We start from the raw sequence: 15,642 nt of genomic DNA, 5'->3' as shown, positions 1-15,642 counted from the left end.
GTCGTTTTTTTGGTCCATATAGATTGGAGTTGGTCTTAGGTTAGTTTTATGTTATAGTAGAAGAGAAGAATAAAAAGGAGAGCCTGAAATGTCAGAGAAAGATCAAGAAAAATTTATAAACGACAATCTGGTGGATGGGATACCGCATTTTGATGTGGCTGCGCCAGCCTTTGTTCCAAAAGAAGAAGCCGAAGACTTGGTAGTCCCAGAAGCTAGTGGCCTTTCAGTGACGGAGACGAAAGCAATGAAAGAAGAAGCAAACGAGCCAGCTATATCAGAAACTATGGAGCATCCAAAAGCAGATGAAGCGACTGTAGGAGAAAATCCAGATGTAATTGCTGTCCACCAACCTACTCCTCCATTCCAGCCTGCGCCTCAAGCTCCTCAAAACATGGTAGCTGGACAAGTTGGTCCGCAAACAGTACCTGTTCCTGAAACACCTATTCCACAAGTTCCTTTTTCTCCTGTTGGAAAACCGATGGATACTGCAGACAAGAAGGCTATTCGTTTTGCTCTTGGGATATTAGTGGGGCTCCTTATCGGTGGAGTCAGTGGCTATTTGATTGGTCATGCCAGACCTAGCACCTCTTTGTCAGGAAAACAGGCTTCTTGGTCAGGCTACCGTTCTGGTTCTTCTTCCAATATCGATTTGGATCAATTGACCGCAGATGGTGCGGAAGCAGATTTCAACTGGAAACAATCTGATATCGAGCAGCTTCAGTTTTTGACTGGAAAGGATGATGGCGAGACTCCTGAGGGAACAGTCGATGCTTATGGGAAAGCTAGCTCTGTTCAATTTGATAACGGAGAATTGAAATTATTCTGGGATGATAACTCATATAATAAAGAGGTCAAAGCGACCTATTCTAAGAAAGGAAAAGAATTACAGCTTGTCAAATTTGAATTTAATCAATTTGGGAAAAATCTTACGGTTGAGGATAACTTTGCAGATGGATTCAAAGTTGGAGATAGTGAAACCGGTACTGGGGGGACTTCTTACAAAGAACTTTTGGGAAAATACAGTGATGGTGTTGCTATGAGCATTCGTTCATCTGATGATTCAGACAAGGTGGAAATGGTCATGGACTTCCAAAAGAAAAACGGGGACTATGTGGACTTAACCTTTATTCGACAAGCAAATGGAGATTTCCTTTTGAGCAGTAAAGACAGCTACTAAATTAATGAATAAAAGAAAGAGGCAAGCGCCTCTTTCTTTCGGATAATTCGGATAAGACAAGACAAATACCCTAATTTTCTATACAATAGAAGGAGTTTGAATAGAAAGAGCATAAAGGATGGAAGAAATGAAACAGTGGATAGAAAATCATAAGCGGATCCTACAAAAAGCTGCAAATGCTTTGTTAGCTTTTGTCGTTGGGGCTTGCTTGGTGTTTATGATTCATCCGGTTAAAACCTTACCAAAAGACCGTTTGCTGAGCCTATCTCGAATGCAAGAAGACAGCCAGCGATTTGTTGCTTCTTCTTCCAAAGACCCGACGTTGGAAGACTTGCTGTCATTGGAGCTTGGAAGGGAAGAAGGAAAGACACAAAATAGTTGGGTGACTTTATCTGCATTCGTTAAAAAATTTGGAAAAGCAGCGAGTTTTACACAAGAAGATACGAGTTTTGGAGCGCAAGTCCAGCTAGGTTATGGGACTCCTGTGAAGGGGCTCTATCCCTATACCATAGAATTTCAGAAGCAGGGTGATGCCTTCTATGTGAGCTCGATTCAAGGCTTTGCGCCCAAGTCGGCTCACTATCAGAGCAAAAAGAATTTAAAATTGGCAGATTTTACTGACTATAAGCCTTTGGATGGAAAAAAGGAAAAGGGAACGTCAGTAGAAGAAGTCTTGAACAAATCAGGACTTCCCAATTCTCTTAGTTTGACCTCTACAAAGGACAAGCAAGTCTTAGCCTTGTCTTATCAGGTGACAGATGGACTGGTCTCTTTGACCTTTGAACGTGACCAGAGTGGTCAGTATCGTTTGACGAAGAAGGGGTGAAGCAAATGATCGAGTGGATGAAAAAGAATCGAAAAGAACTCTTGCTACCGTTTTTGTGTTTTGTTTTAGGGTTGTTACTTGCGATTGCAAGGATCCAGGTGCAAGAGCAGGGAACCGATACCAAGGAAGACCAAACGCTTACTCATTTCCAGCCAAAGGATTACCAGAATTTGGTCAGCAAGGAACAAGAAATCAAGCAGTTTAAATGGACCATCGAAGCTGTGGCGAATTTGAAAGTCCGTCTTAAGCAGAGTCAGCAACTGGGAACACGCTTGGAAACTGTTGTGACGGAATGGGGAAAAGCTCAAAAAGTTCGCTATACAAAGACAGCTAAAGGGGATAAAACCATTCTCGTCTTGACTTATGCAGCTAAGCAAACAGTTCATGGGAAGAAAAGTGTGACCTTGTGGTTTGAACAAGAGAAAGATCAGGGGTATCGCTTGACGATGGTAGATGCGACGAATTTGTTGGATGCAAACGAGAAGGCAAGCAGTGAGAAAGAAATCACTACTGAAAAAGAAAATAAAGGTACAGAATTAGCCCATCTAATCAATAAATTGGGAACTCCACAACGCTTAGTCTGGGGGGAATTGCTGGATGGAGAAGAAGGTTTTCTAGCCACTTACCAAATACCAAGCCAGGCAGAAGTAGTGATGGAATTGAAGAAAAAAGGTAAGAAATTGGTGTTGGTATAAGAAGGGAGAAATCATTGGCAGATCGAGGGATGAATATCAAGGAAGCTTCGGTCCACCAGGGTCGAACCTACTCGATTTGATCTAGTTTCATTGAGAGAAACAAGAGTTCAAGGGCCGAGAAAAAATGTATGGGACTCCCTGTCTGATAGGATGAAAACCTGTCCCTCTTCCGTAACAGTTTTGAATTTAAATGCCATCGGAAATCGTTTATCTTCTCTTGATGTTGAGAACTTAAACAGTGAACGATTAGCCAATAAAAATGGCGGTTTAAATAGAGAGGATTTTTCCAATATTAAAATAGGAACGAGCTATTCAGATCTTGTGAATACAGTCGGAATTCCCAACCGTGTTTCCTGGTCACACATGATGAGCTCAGAGTTCTTCTTAATCTTTTACTATGAACTTTCTGATGCGCGTTAAGTTACGATTCACTTTGGAAGTCATCGGACCATCAGTGAAATGACCTGTCTGGAAGATCCAGCTACCTCCGCATCGCCTTAAGTGTTCATCTCCCTCCGCATCGCCTTAAGTGTTCATCTCCCTAGGATTGTGGTATAATATGGATACCTTTAATTGAAATGAATGGAGAATCTTATGACGGCACAAAAAATGTCTGCACAAGAAATTATCGCTTTTATTGGAAATGCAGAAAAGAAAACTAATGTGAAAGTAACTTTTGAAGGGGAATTGGCAACAGCTGTTCCCGCTTCTGTTACCAAGCTTGGCAATGTTATGTTCGGTGACTGGAAAGATATCGAGCCCCTTCTTGCCAACTTGACAGAGAACAAGGATTATGTGGTAGAACAAGATGGCCGTAATTCAGCTGTCCCATTGCTGGATAAGCGCTACCTGAATGCGCGTATCGAACCAGGTGCCATTATCCGTGACCAAGTGACCATCGAAGACAATGCTGTTGTGATGATGGGGGCTGTCATCAATATTGGCGCTGAAATCGGTGCAGGAACCATGATTGATATGGGGGCTATCCTTGGTGGTCGTGCAACAGTTGGTAAAAATAGCCACATCGGTGCGGGGGCCGTTCTTGCGGGTGTCATTGAGCCAGCTTCTGCTGAGCCTGTTCGGATTGGTGATAATGTCTTGGTTGGTGCCAATGCAGTTGTGATTGAGGGGGTTCAAGTTGGTAATGGTTCAGTCGTTGCCGCTGGAGCGATCGTTACTCAAGATGTCCCTGAAAATGTGGTTGTAGCTGGTGTTCCAGCTCGCGTCATCAAGGAAATTGACGAAAAAACACAACAAAAAACAGCCTTGGAAGACGCTTTGCGTAACTTGTAATAAAAAATAAATAGATAGAAAATGGGCTTCTAATCTTTTAAGTAAACTATTTTTTACTGCGTGATAAGCGCATAAGCTCAGAAATAAAATTGAAATAATTACTTACTTTACAAGCCGATTGAGCATACAAAGGAGACTTTCCGCTGTGATAAAAACGCCTGCAGCTCAGTAGCTTCAGGCGTTCGGAATTTTTGAGACTGTAGGCTCAAAAATTAGTCATGGAACTTTGAAGAAGTTCGCTGACGTCCGTAATCTCCTAAGGAAAGTCTCGAAAGATAATTTTGTATCTAATCTAAGAGGCCGTAAGGCCTCTATTCTAATAGAAAGAAGACAACTATGGCATTGGACTTAATTAAAATCAGACGTGATTTGCACCAAATCCCTGAAATTGGATTGGAAGAATTTGAAACCCAAACCTACCTCTTAGAGCGAATCGCAGAGATCACAGCGGGCAAGGATTTTGTTGAGCAACGGACTTGGCGGACCGGGATCCTAGTTTATCTCCATGGGTCTGCACCCGAAAAAACTATTGGTTGGCGGACGGATATCGATGGCTTACCGATTGTGGAACAAACGGGCCTTGATTTTACGTCTAAGCATGAAGGACGGATGCATGCTTGTGGTCATGATATGCACATGACGACGGCCCTTGGGCTTTTGGATCAACTGGTTCAAGTGCAACCAAAAAATAACCTACTCTTTCTCTTCCAACCAGCTGAAGAAAATGAGGCTGGTGGGATGCTCATGTATAAGGACAATGCTTTTGGCGACTGGATCCCTGATGAATTCTATGGTCTGCATGTACGCCCTGATTTGAAAGTGGGAGACATTGCGACCAATACCGGTACCCTTTTTGCAGGAACCTGTGAAGTCAAGATTACCTTTACAGGAAAGGGAGGGCATGCCGCCTTTCCACATGAAGCCAATGATGCGCTAGTAGCAGCCTCTTACTTCATTACCCAAGTCCAATCGGTTGTGAGTCGAAATGTCGATCCGATTGAAGGGGCAGTGGTCACTTTTGGTTCCATGCATGCAGGAACCACCAATAATGTGATTGCTGAGACCGCCTTCCTTCATGGGACCATCCGGACCTTGACCATGGAGATGAACCTTCTGACTCAAAAACGAGTCAAAGCCATCGCAGAAGGGGTAGCAGCTGCTTTTGATGTAAAATTGGATCTGGAACTCAAGCAAGGAGGTTACTTGCCTGTGGAAAACCAACCAGAATTGGCTAAAGAACTCATGGACTTTTTCACAGCTGAGGAAGACGTACACCTGATTGATATCCTGCCAGCGATGACAGGAGAAGATTTTGGCTTTCTCTTGAGCAAGGTTCCTGGCGTCATGTTCTGGTTGGGGATTGATACCCCTTATGCCCTGCACCATCCGAAGATGAGCCCAAATGAGGCTGCCCTTCCCTTTGCTGTGGAAAACATTGGTAAATTTTTGAAAATGAAGGCCAACCAATAAGGAATTGATTCAACTCCGTCTGGAGTTGAATTTTTATGTTCTCGTGTGCAAAATGTTCGGATGTTTCATAAAAAATGGTACAATGAAAGCTAGACAAAAGGAGTAGGGAATGAAGAAAACACTACGAAAAGAAACCATAGCAGCCATGAAACAGCTGCCAAAATCCGTGAAAACTCAAGCAGATGAACAGCTTACTCAACGCCTCTTGGAGCTTCCAGCCTTTCAGGAGGCAAAGACCCTTGCGACCTATCTGTCCTTTGAGCATGAAGTTTCCACAGCTAGCTTGATTCAAGCCGCTCTTCAACTTGGAAAACGCGTCTGTGTTCCCCGTACCTATCCACACGGACGGATGGTATTTGTGGAATACGATCCTAATATTTTGGAAAAGACAGGCTTTGGTTTGCTGGAGCCCAATGAAACGGAGAAGCTTGTGGATCAGTCAGAGATTGATCTGATTCATGTACCGGGCTTGGTCTTCCAATCAAAAGGCTACAGAATTGGCTATGGTGGTGGCTATTACGATCGTTATTTAGCAGATTTTGATGGAAAAACGGTTAGTACGATTTATTCCATCCAGCAGAAGGAGTTCCAACCAGATGCTTTTGATCAGGCAGTTCAGGAGGTGCTAGTCTATGAAGTTACTTTTTGATCGTCGTTATCCTGTGACTAGCCTCTTATTGTTAGTGACAACGGCAGTCTTTCTTTCCATGTTTATCCGATTTGGAGCCAACTACCAAACAAGTGCTGCTATTTACTATAGCGGTGGTATTATTGGAGAGGTTGTGAGAGCTGATCCTAGCCAGTTATGGCGAATAGTGACAGCTACTTTTGTTCATATTGGCCTAGAACATTTTGTGCTCAATATGATCACCCTCTATTACTTGGGACGTTTGGCAGAAGATCTCTTTGGATCGAAGGCTTTCTTATCTATTTATCTCTTATCAGGCATGATGGGCAATGTCTTTGTAGCGATTTTTACGCCAGATGTGATTGCAGCAGGTGCTTCTACAGCCCTCTTTGGACTTTTTGGGACCATTGGTGCTTTGCGCTTTATTGTCCAAAGTCCTTATATTCGCCATTTGAGTCAGTCCTATACCAGCTTGATTCTGGTCAATCTGATCTTTAGCTTCATGCCAAGAATCAGTATGGCGGGGCACATCGGTGGCTTAGTAGCTGGGGTGATGTTGGCTTATGTCTTTCCAGTAAGAGGGGAAGCTCGCTTTATGAACCGAACCTATCAGATGAGTGCAGCCCTATCTTATCTCTTACTTTTGCTTTATTTCTTAGGTAAAATCTTGAATCTATTTTAAGAGAGAGTGGGACAGAAATCGGTAATTCGTTAGAATTCGATTTCGTCGTCCCACCTCCGCACAAGTTGAGTAGGGCTGTAAAAGCTGATGAAATCAGCGTAGTAGAGCCCACTCAACCACTGCGTCTTGCTCGACAATCCAAAAATAATTGAGAGGCTAGGACTTTTGTCCCAGCCTCCCTTTTTTCCTAAAAAATGTAGCGCAATCGTAAACTAACAGAAAATTGTTTGAAATCTCAATAAATATATATAATTTTCATAGAAATGAGTGAATAGAAAGATAATTTAGGAAAAAATAGAATAAAAACAAGTCTGGTAAGCGTTTGCAAAAATAAATAAAAAGAGGTAGACTAGGAGTATAAAAAATAAGGAGTAGTCCCTTTTTATAAAAGGGACATTCAAAAAGGAGATTTGCCATGAAAAAATGGTTGTTTAAACTTTCGTTGGTAGCAATGACGTTTTTGCTCCTACCAGTTCAAGCTGTTCAAGCCTGTTGTGGTTTTATCATTGGTCGGCAATTGACTAAGGATGGTACCACTCTCTTTGGTCGGACAGAAGACTACCCTTACTATCCAAATGGTGGCAAGCACAACAAGAACTATGTGGTTGTTGGTGCGAAGAATTATAAGGAAGGGGACCAACTGGAAGATGAATCCAATGGTTTTACCTATCCACATGCTACTAGTGAAATGAAATATACAGCAACTTATGACTCTGCTCGTGGAGATGGTAGTAATGGTGCTTTTGGTGAACACGGATTTAACGAAGCCGGCGTCTCTATGACCTCAACTGTTACAGCAATTCCAAACAAAAAAGTCTTGAAGACTGACCCATTAACAGAAAATGGGATTCCAGAAGCTGCTATGTTGGACGTGGTATTACCACGTGTTAAGTCTGCTCGTGAAGGGGTTGAATTTTTAGCTAAAGTTATTGAAGAAAAAGGGTCAGCAGAAGGAAATGTTGTCGTTTTTGCAGACCAAAATGAAACCTGGTATATGGAAATTCTTTCCGGTCACCAATATGTAGCGGTAAAAGTCCCAGAAGACAAATATGCTGTCTTCGCAAATACCTACTACCTTGGTCATGTTGATTTGAATGACAAGGAAAATGTGATCGCTTCGAAAGATGTCGAAAAAGTAGCCAAAGAATCTGGAAACTACAAGACCGATAAAGATGGGAACTTTCATATTGCTAAATCTTATGGGCCAGAAAAATATGCCGAAGGTGACCGTTCACGTACTTATGCAGGAATCACTCTTTTGGACCCAAATGCAAAAGTAACTTATGAAGATGATGAATACGAACTCTTCCGCACACCAACCGATCCAAATAAAAAATATACCTTAGAAGATGCTTTTGCCTTGCAACGGAACCGTTTTGAACACTTGAATGGACGCTTTGTACCAGATGATCAAATCGGTGTTAAGAAACAAGGTGACGATGGTAGCAACGATACTGTTCGGAAAGACCAATATAAGTATGCTTTAGGAAACGAAAACGTCATCGATGCCCATGTCTATCAAATCAATCCAAACCTTCCAAAATCATTTGGTGGAACTGTATGGCTTGGTATGGGACCATCTCGAAACACTCCTTATGTTCCATTCTATGGAAATGTAAAAGATACCTATAAGGCTTTCAAACCTCAAACTGCTACCTATGATCCGAATTCATGGTATTGGACAGTTTGGCACATTGACCAAATGGCCATCAATAATCAAGATCTCTTTGGGAAATCGATTCAAAATCACTGGAAAGCTCTCGAAGAACAATTGATCATTGAACAGAAGGTTAGTGATAGCAAATATGCGACCTTGAAAGCTGATGAAGCTGCTGCAAAAGCGACTGAAGATCAGGTAACTGAGGATGCTTTAGCTCGCTCTGAACGTCTCTTCAAACAATTCAAGCAATATGAGTCTGAATTATCTGCAACTCTTAAAGAAGCAGGTCGTACAGATGATCCATATCGTGCATCTTTACCAGACGACTACAAGGATCCAACTGAGTCAAGTACTGAGGCAAGCAAGGAAGAAACAACATCAAGCACAGAGCCAAGTACTGAGTCAAGCCAGGAAGAAACGACATCAAGCACAGAGCCAAGTACTGAGTCAAGCCAGGAAGAAACAACATCAAGCACAGAGCCAAGTACTGAGTCAAGCAAGGAAGAAACAACATCAAGCACAGAGCCAAGTACTGAGTCAAGCCAGGAAGAAACAACATCAAGCACAGAGCCAAGTACTGAGTCAAGCAAGGAAGAAACGACAGCAAGCACAGAGCCAAGTACTGAGTTAAGCAAGGAAGAAACGACATCAAGCACAGAGCCAAGTACTGAGGCAAGCCAGGAAGAAACAACATCAAGCACAGAGCCAAGTACTGAGGCAAGCCAGGAAGAAACAACATCAAGCACAGAGTCAAGTACTGAGGCAAGTCAGGAAGAAACGACAGCAAGCACAGAGCCAAGTACCGAGGCAAGCCAGGAAGGAACAACACCAAATAATACAACTACTATTGTTCCTACAAACAGTAATAGCGTAAGTACCGTTGGTCGCCCAGTTTTACCAACCAATTCATATATTTTGGTAGACCAGGCAACAGGTATCGTCTTGCAAAACCCTGATTTTGCTCAAGGTGGTTATAGTCTCCTTGTTGAAGTTTTGAAAGATATCAAAGCACTAGCCGATAAAGAGTACGAGGCATATAATATTCAATTATCGAACCAAAACAATCCAATACATCAAATTAGTCCAACTGTTGTGACAATTCCAGTAAATAGCCAAAAAGAAGTAGAAGCAGTTTATGGTATCGGTGAAAATGGCCAATTAGAATCCTTCCAATTCCAACTAAATGAAGATAAGTCAGCCGTAACATTTACAACCTCTCATTTTTCAACTTATGGTGTAGTTTATAAGTCTGCAGCAAAAATTGAAGAAAAGAAAAATGATAAGAAATTGCCATCCACCGGACAAAGTATTTCAATCGCGACGATGGTAGGCGGAGTTCTGTTGACACTTTTTGGATTTGGATACAACATTAAAAAACGTAGAAACCATTAAACGATTCAGTTTATAACATGCAACAAAAAAAGGAAGTGAGAATGAAATCTCTCTTCCTTTTATTAGTCTACAGTTTTTTCTGCTTCTAATTTTTTTCCGAGTTCGATAATATATTGTTTAAGATCATTTTTGACTTGAGGGTGTTTCAAGGCATAATCGATCGAGGTTTTCATAAAGCCAAACTTGTCTCCAACATCGTAGCGCTGTCCCTTAAATTCGCGGGCGAAGACGCGTTGTGTTTTATTGAGGGTGTCAATCGCATCCGTCAATTGAATTTCGTTTCCAGCGCCTGGTTCTTGATTTTCAAGAATATCAAAGATCTCAGGCGTCAAGAGGTAACGCCCGATGATAGCAAGATCGCTCGGTGCCTCCTCAGGTGCTGGCTTTTCAACAAAAGTTTCAACACTGTATAGCCCGTTGATGCCTTCTCCTTGAGGGGCGATCACTCCGTAAGCAGAAACATCTTCATGAGGAACTTTCATGACTGCAATGGTTGAAGCATGTGTGTCGTCATAGTCATTCATCAATTGCTTGGTGAGAGTGGTGGCTCTATCATCCGTGATATCCATGAGGTCATCTCCAAGCATCACGACGAATGGTTCATTTCCAACAAAAGCTTTAGCTTGTAAAACTGCATCTCCAAGTCCACGAGGATGTTTTTGACGAATGAAGTGGAGACGCATCCCAGTAGTTTCATCGACCAGTTTTAAAAGATCATCTTTCCCTTTTTCCTTCAGGTTATACTCTAGTTCGAAGTTTGAGTCGAAGTGGTCTTCGATCGAACGTTTTGATTTACCAGTGACAACGAGAATGTCTTCAATACCGGATTTAAGGGCTTCCTCAACGATGAATTGGATCGTAGGTTTGTCAACGATTGGCAACATTTCCTTTGCCAAAGCTTTGGTAGCTGGGAGGAAGCGTGTCCCCAAACCAGCCGCAGGAATGACTGCTTTTCTAACTTTAGTCATATAGTTTCCTTTCTAAAAGGTAGGATTGATGATAGGGTGGTTGACTTATTTCCACTCGTTTTCTTCTTTAAATTCGTTGCTCATCATGTGGTGGATAGCTTCGCGGATATCTTTTCCTTCGTAGATGACTTGGTAAATGGCCTGTGTAATCGGCATATAGACATCCAATTCTTGGGCCAGCTCATGGGCGACTTTGGTCGTAGAGATCCCTTCAATGATCATGCCCATGTTGGCCTCAATATCTTCCAATTTTTCGCCACGTCCGAGAGCATCCCCGGCTCGCCAGTTGCGAGAGTGAACAGAAGTTCCGGTAACGATCAAGTCACCGACTCCAGACAAACCGCTATAGGTCAATGGGCTAGCTCCGAGCTTAACGCCAAGACGCGTGATTTCAGCAAGACCGCGTGTGATGATGGCTGCTTTGGCATTGTCACCATAACCAAGACCGTGCAAGGCTCCAGCACCGACTGCGATGATATTCTTCAAGGCCCCAGCAGTTTCCACTCCGATAACATCTGTATTGGTATAGAGACGGAAGTAGTGATTGCTAAAGAGTTCTTGAACATAGCGTGCAGCTTCTAAATCTTTTGAAGCTGCTGTAATGAGGGTGATGTCCCGTATGATGGTCTCCTCTGCGTGACTCGGTCCAGAAACGACCACTACTTCACTGCGAAGAGAAGCAGGAATTTCTTCTTCAAGGATTTGAGAAATCCGATCGTGTGTACCAGGCTCGAGCCCTTTAGAAGCGTGCATGACTGTGACAGGGTGATCCAGTGTTTCGGCGACTTGTTTTGCGACCAAGCGGGTCACCTTGGTAGGAACGACAAAAAGGATAGCATCCACACCGTCCAAAGCTGCTTTCAGATCGGTCGTAGCAGTAATCTCTTCGCTAATAACGATGTCTTTGAAATAGCGTTGATTGGTATGAGCGGTATTGATTTCATCTATTTGTTCTTGGATATTTCCCCAGAGACGGACTTCATGGCCGTTATCATTGAGGACTTGTGAAAGGGCTGTTCCCCATGAACCAGGACCCAATACTGCAACGGTTTGTTTTTCCATTGTATCTTCCATTTCTATGTCTATTTTTTCAACAAGGCTAGGAATCTAGCGCTTGCACCTTCGAAACGGCCTAATGTGTGCCTTGAAGGACGATTCTATTTTCCTCTCTATTTTAACATAATATAGGTAAAAAAACTTGTATGATCATCAATTGTTTTGTGAGGAAGGTGAGGGTGATAAATAAAATCTATCACGGTTTTAAAAAATACATATTAGACATGATCATGAATGGGTGGTAAGATAAGTAGTAATTAAAATGAAGGAGAAATGAATATGTGTAGAACAATTGTTGGAGTATCTGCTAATCTCTGTCCGGTGGACCCGGAAGGGAAAAACCTTCATTCCTCCGTGTCTAGTCAATTTGCAGAAGGGATCCGTCAAGCAGGTGGGCTTCCTATGGTTATTCCGATGGGAGATCCTTCCTTGGTTAAGGACTATGTTGAAACGATTGACAAATTGATCTTAAGTGGTGGCCAAAATGTCGATCCTAGCCTCTATGGCGAAGAAAAAACCATCGAGAGCGATGATTACAATATCGAACGCGATCAATTTGAGCTAGCCCTACTGAAGGAAGCAGTACGCCAAAACAAACCGGTTCTAGGAATTTGCCGTGGAGTTCAGTTGATCAATGTAGCTTTTGGAGGGACACTCAACCAAGAGATTGAAGGGCATTGGCAAGGACTTCCGTTTGGGACTTCTCATTCTATCCAGACTAAAAAAGGTAGTGTGGTGGAGCAACTCTTTGGACAGGCCAGTCGGATCAATTCCGTGCACCGTCAAAGTATCAAGGATCTCGCGCCAAATTTCCGTGCGACCGCCTTTGATCCACGCGATCAGACTATCGAAGCCATTGAAGCAGTAGACGGTCATCGGATTATGGGCTTGCAGTGGCATCCAGAATATTTGGTCAATGAAGAAAAAGGGAATTTAGAACTGTTTCGCTATCTCTTGCAAGAATTGTAAGATCTTTAGGTTTTTTTAGGAGAAATACGCAAACTACACTCATCAACAAAGATCTCCCACCTTTAGTTGCTAAAGTTTACTATTTTCCATATATTTTTCAGTAAAAGGCTCCTTGTTCCAGGAGCTTTTTGTATGTTTATCACTCGTAATGAAAAAAGAAATGAGGATGACTGAAATTCGTGGATTCGAACTTGTATCAATCTATCCCATTCAGGAATTGCTTTCAAAATGGTAGAGTTTATGCGGCTGGCGCGTAACAGAGGGGATGATTGGATCCTTGGTCATCTCTCGGCAACAGATGGGGACTCTAGAAATCGTGGTCTTGCACTACACAGGTTGTAGAGCTCAAACCTTTGAAAACAAAGGATTTCGTCAATATCTAAAAAAGGAACTGGGAGTTAACGTTGGAAATTGAGAGTTCCTCCCTTTTCACAATATCAACGCGAGTGCCCGTGACTATGTCGTAATGATTGTAAGATTCTCCACTAATTTCTATGATGTCATTACCTCAGTGGTGGTTAATGATGGTGATACAGGATTCATCATGGAGGTGAAAGAAGCGATTTTATCTGATTATAGAAACTTATTTGGTAAGAATTAGGTTTATAAATCATTTTAAAAGAAAATAATCTACTCGGAAATTTTATCTCCTCCAATTATATTCAGGTAGGCAAACTCACTAATTTGTGGTAAAATATTTTGTAATTACGGGAGGTTTAAATGAAAAAAATAAAAAATTTCGTAAACATAAATTATCTATGGTTACTATTAGGATCTTATTTAGTCGTTGTTTTAGTCAATCTACTTCGATTTTCGACTGAAGTATTATTTCTTAAGTTAGGAGCAGTAGGAGTCACTACTACAGTGATTGGATTGGTGGTTAGTTACCTAATCCTATGGTTCCTTCTTGAATATAAAAAGTTTTTAAATATCCGGCAGGCTAATATCATCCTGTCAGCTTTAATCTTGTTTATGGCCATTCTCAAAAGTCCAACCTTTTTCCTATCTTTGGGCTTGGTAATGATATCAGTGGCCTTGTTCTTACTCTTCCATTTGGAAAAAGTAAGGCTTGCGATGATCTACCCCTTGGGGCTTTTGTTATCATTTCCTAAGTTGCTGATCCAAGCGAGTAGCGATTTTAAAAACGATGCCCTAGGGATTCACTCATTTAACATTGCTGAATCAAAATTCTCAATGTTGATTTGGCCGGTCTTAGTTTCTGTTTTTATTGCCATTCTCATCGGTTTGTTGATTAATAGATTGGCAGTGGAAAAGATCAATGCGGTGTGGGTGAAACGCCTCACCCTTGTCGCCTTGATTGGTGGGCTCTGTTACGTCCTCTACTTGTCTGCTGTAATGTACTACAAAGTAAAGGCAAATTCAGTATCGACATTCGACATTGGAATATTTTCCCAGATGTTTGAAAGAATGAAAACGGACTTTACTCAGATTACGACACTTGAGAGAGATAAGGCCTTATCACATATGGCAGTCCACATTTCTCCAATTTATTATCTCATTCTTCCCTTCTACATGTTATTCCCTTATGTAGAAACTTTGGAAGTGATGCAAGTCCTCATTGTCTTCTCAGCTGTTATCCCTCTATGCCTCATTTTGAAGAAATTACAGCTACCAAAACTTCTCAATCCTTTCATTATCGCTCTCTTCTTCCTTACTCCGGTAATGACCACGAGTGGTGCTTACCACCTGCATGAGAACTGTTTCTTGCCGCCGTTGATTTTATGGCTATTCTATGCCCTTATCTCTGAGTGGCGTTGGAGATCCATTCTATTTGTCTTGTTGATTCTATTTGTCAAAGAGGACGCGACACTCTACGTTCTGGCATTAGGACTCTATTTTGCTTTCCAAAAACGTTTCACCTTGTCGGCCACCTTCAAAAAATGGCTCTATGCAGGAACCCTTGCTTTGCCAGTCCTCTACTTTAGCCTTGCTTTGTTCCTTCTAGCTAAATATGGTGAAGGAGCCATGGTTTCGCGTTACGGACACTTATTATTGGAAGGGGAGCACGGCTTGCCGATGGTGTTGAAAAATATCTTCCTAAATCCACTCTATATTATCGGAAGTCTTTTCACGGGCAAGAAAATGGGATATATCTTTTTAATCTTATTCCCTTTAGGTTTTCTACCCCTCGTTCAAAGACGTTTCTCTACCTACTTCCTCCTGATTCCTTTATTGGCAGTCAACCTACTGACGGACTGGCAATATCAGTTTGACATCGGTTTCCAATATAGCTATGGATCGGGTACGCTCCTATTTATCATGGCTATCCTTGCGGTAGACCAATTGAGCAGGCATCGAGTGGTTGGAGAGAAAGTCTTGCTTGCTCTTGTTGCTGCTTCCCTAGTTTTCTCAGGGACAATCCTCTATAGTTTCACTCGAAACTGGAACTTTGAGATGAAGTATTATCATGATCGGAAAGATCATTTTGATGGTCTTCAGTCCACTTTGGATTCAATACCAGCAGATGCTTCTGTGTTAGCAGCAGGAGGATATACCCCAGGTCTACGAAAACACCAAGAATTGTACGATATCTTCTATCACAACAACAAAGCACTTGATCCAAAAATTGACTATGTCGTCGTACCTAGAGAAATGCAAGATGAAAAACATGGCTACTCTGAAACAGCAACTCTTAAACTTTACAAAGAGGCTGGCTATCAAGAAAGCTCTCTATCTAGCAAGGATGTCCTGGTGTTAGAAAAAGAAGTAAAGTAAGGCTTTAAAAACCGTTCTGCTAGAGTTGAATTTCTAAGAGAAACGAGAAGTCATTCATCGACTGAGACTAAAAGTCTTCTATTATAAAGG

Annotated in this window: 13 protein-coding genes; 11 read left to right on the top strand and 2 right to left on the bottom strand. The window is 42.0% G+C overall.

From position 1 onward, the window contains the following. The first annotated feature begins 88 nt into the window (after positions 1–88). The 8 genes from AB4X21_RS09395 to AB4X21_RS09360 all read left to right on the top strand — a co-directional run bounded on the left by AB4X21_RS09395 (position 89) and on the right by AB4X21_RS09360 (position 9,823). On the top strand, positions 89–1,177 hold the full coding sequence (locus AB4X21_RS09395; RefSeq protein WP_369087906.1) for a hypothetical protein: 1,089 nt from the start codon (positions 89–91) through the stop codon (positions 1,175–1,177). Positions 1,178–1,295: 118 nt separating this feature from the next. Next, positions 1,296–2,003 (top strand): hypothetical protein, encoded by a 708-nt coding sequence (locus AB4X21_RS09390; RefSeq protein WP_369087905.1) that lies wholly within the window; start codon positions 1,296–1,298, stop codon positions 2,001–2,003. Between the two features lie 5 nt (positions 2,004–2,008). Beyond that, positions 2,009–2,698: a hypothetical protein gene (locus AB4X21_RS09385; RefSeq protein ID WP_369087904.1), complete on the top strand. Its 690-nt coding sequence runs from the start codon at positions 2,009–2,011 to the stop codon at positions 2,696–2,698. 594 nt (positions 2,699–3,292) lie between these two features. Continuing rightward, the gene (gene dapD / locus AB4X21_RS09380) at positions 3,293–3,991 is read left to right on the top strand and encodes a 2,3,4,5-tetrahydropyridine-2,6-dicarboxylate N-acetyltransferase (protein WP_369087903.1); all 699 of its coding nucleotides are present in this window, start codon (positions 3,293–3,295) and stop codon (positions 3,989–3,991) included. A 336-nt stretch (positions 3,992–4,327) separates the two neighbouring features. Continuing rightward, positions 4,328–5,461, top strand: a complete 1,134-nt coding sequence (locus tag AB4X21_RS09375) for an N-acetyldiaminopimelate deacetylase (RefSeq protein WP_369087902.1) — start codon at positions 4,328–4,330, stop codon at positions 5,459–5,461. Between the two features lie 109 nt (positions 5,462–5,570). Beyond that, positions 5,571–6,110, top strand: coding sequence for a 5-formyltetrahydrofolate cyclo-ligase (locus AB4X21_RS09370; RefSeq protein WP_369087901.1), 540 nt, complete (start codon positions 5,571–5,573; stop codon positions 6,108–6,110). Beyond that, complete coding sequence (locus tag AB4X21_RS09365) at positions 6,094–6,771, top strand: rhomboid family intramembrane serine protease (protein WP_369087900.1); 678 nt, start codon at positions 6,094–6,096, stop codon at positions 6,769–6,771. The genes AB4X21_RS09370 and AB4X21_RS09365 overlap by 17 nt, the downstream gene beginning before the upstream one ends. A 415-nt stretch (positions 6,772–7,186) precedes the next feature. Continuing rightward, positions 7,187–9,823, top strand: a complete 2,637-nt coding sequence (locus AB4X21_RS09360; RefSeq protein WP_369087899.1) for a C69 family dipeptidase — start codon at positions 7,187–7,189, stop codon at positions 9,821–9,823. A 62-nt stretch (positions 9,824–9,885) separates the two neighbouring features. Here the strand turns inward: AB4X21_RS09360 and galU are convergent, their stop codons facing one another. Further along, positions 9,886–10,791 (bottom strand): UTP--glucose-1-phosphate uridylyltransferase GalU, encoded by a 906-nt coding sequence (gene galU / locus AB4X21_RS09355; protein WP_003012906.1) that lies wholly within the window; start codon positions 10,789–10,791, stop codon positions 9,886–9,888. Between the two features lie 45 nt (positions 10,792–10,836). Beyond that, entirely contained in the window at positions 10,837–11,853 is a 1,017-nt protein-coding gene (locus tag AB4X21_RS09350; protein ID WP_151379461.1) for an NAD(P)H-dependent glycerol-3-phosphate dehydrogenase, read from the bottom strand. 273 nt (positions 11,854–12,126) lie between these two features. On the opposite strand from AB4X21_RS09350, the gene AB4X21_RS09345 reads away from it, so the two are divergent. The 3 genes from AB4X21_RS09345 to AB4X21_RS09335 all read left to right on the top strand — a co-directional run bounded on the left by AB4X21_RS09345 (position 12,127) and on the right by AB4X21_RS09335 (position 15,552). Then, positions 12,127–12,816: a gamma-glutamyl-gamma-aminobutyrate hydrolase family protein gene (locus AB4X21_RS09345; protein ID WP_369087898.1), complete on the top strand. Its 690-nt coding sequence runs from the start codon at positions 12,127–12,129 to the stop codon at positions 12,814–12,816. A 265-nt stretch (positions 12,817–13,081) separates the two neighbouring features. After that, complete coding sequence (locus tag AB4X21_RS09340) at positions 13,082–13,231, top strand: hypothetical protein (protein ID WP_369087897.1); 150 nt, start codon at positions 13,082–13,084, stop codon at positions 13,229–13,231. A 305-nt stretch (positions 13,232–13,536) separates the two neighbouring features. After that, a complete protein-coding gene (locus AB4X21_RS09335) occupies positions 13,537–15,552 on the top strand; it encodes a DUF2079 domain-containing protein (RefSeq protein ID WP_369087896.1) in 2,016 nt (671 codons plus the stop codon). The last annotated feature ends 90 nt before the right edge of the window (positions 15,553–15,642 follow it).

Source organism: Streptococcus sp. CP1998 (assembly GCF_041026655.1).
Classification (GTDB): Bacteria; Bacillota; Bacilli; order Lactobacillales; family Streptococcaceae; genus Streptococcus; species Streptococcus dentalis.
Note: the sequence above shows the minus strand (reverse complement) of the source record. Positions and strands in the feature narration are given on the sequence as shown.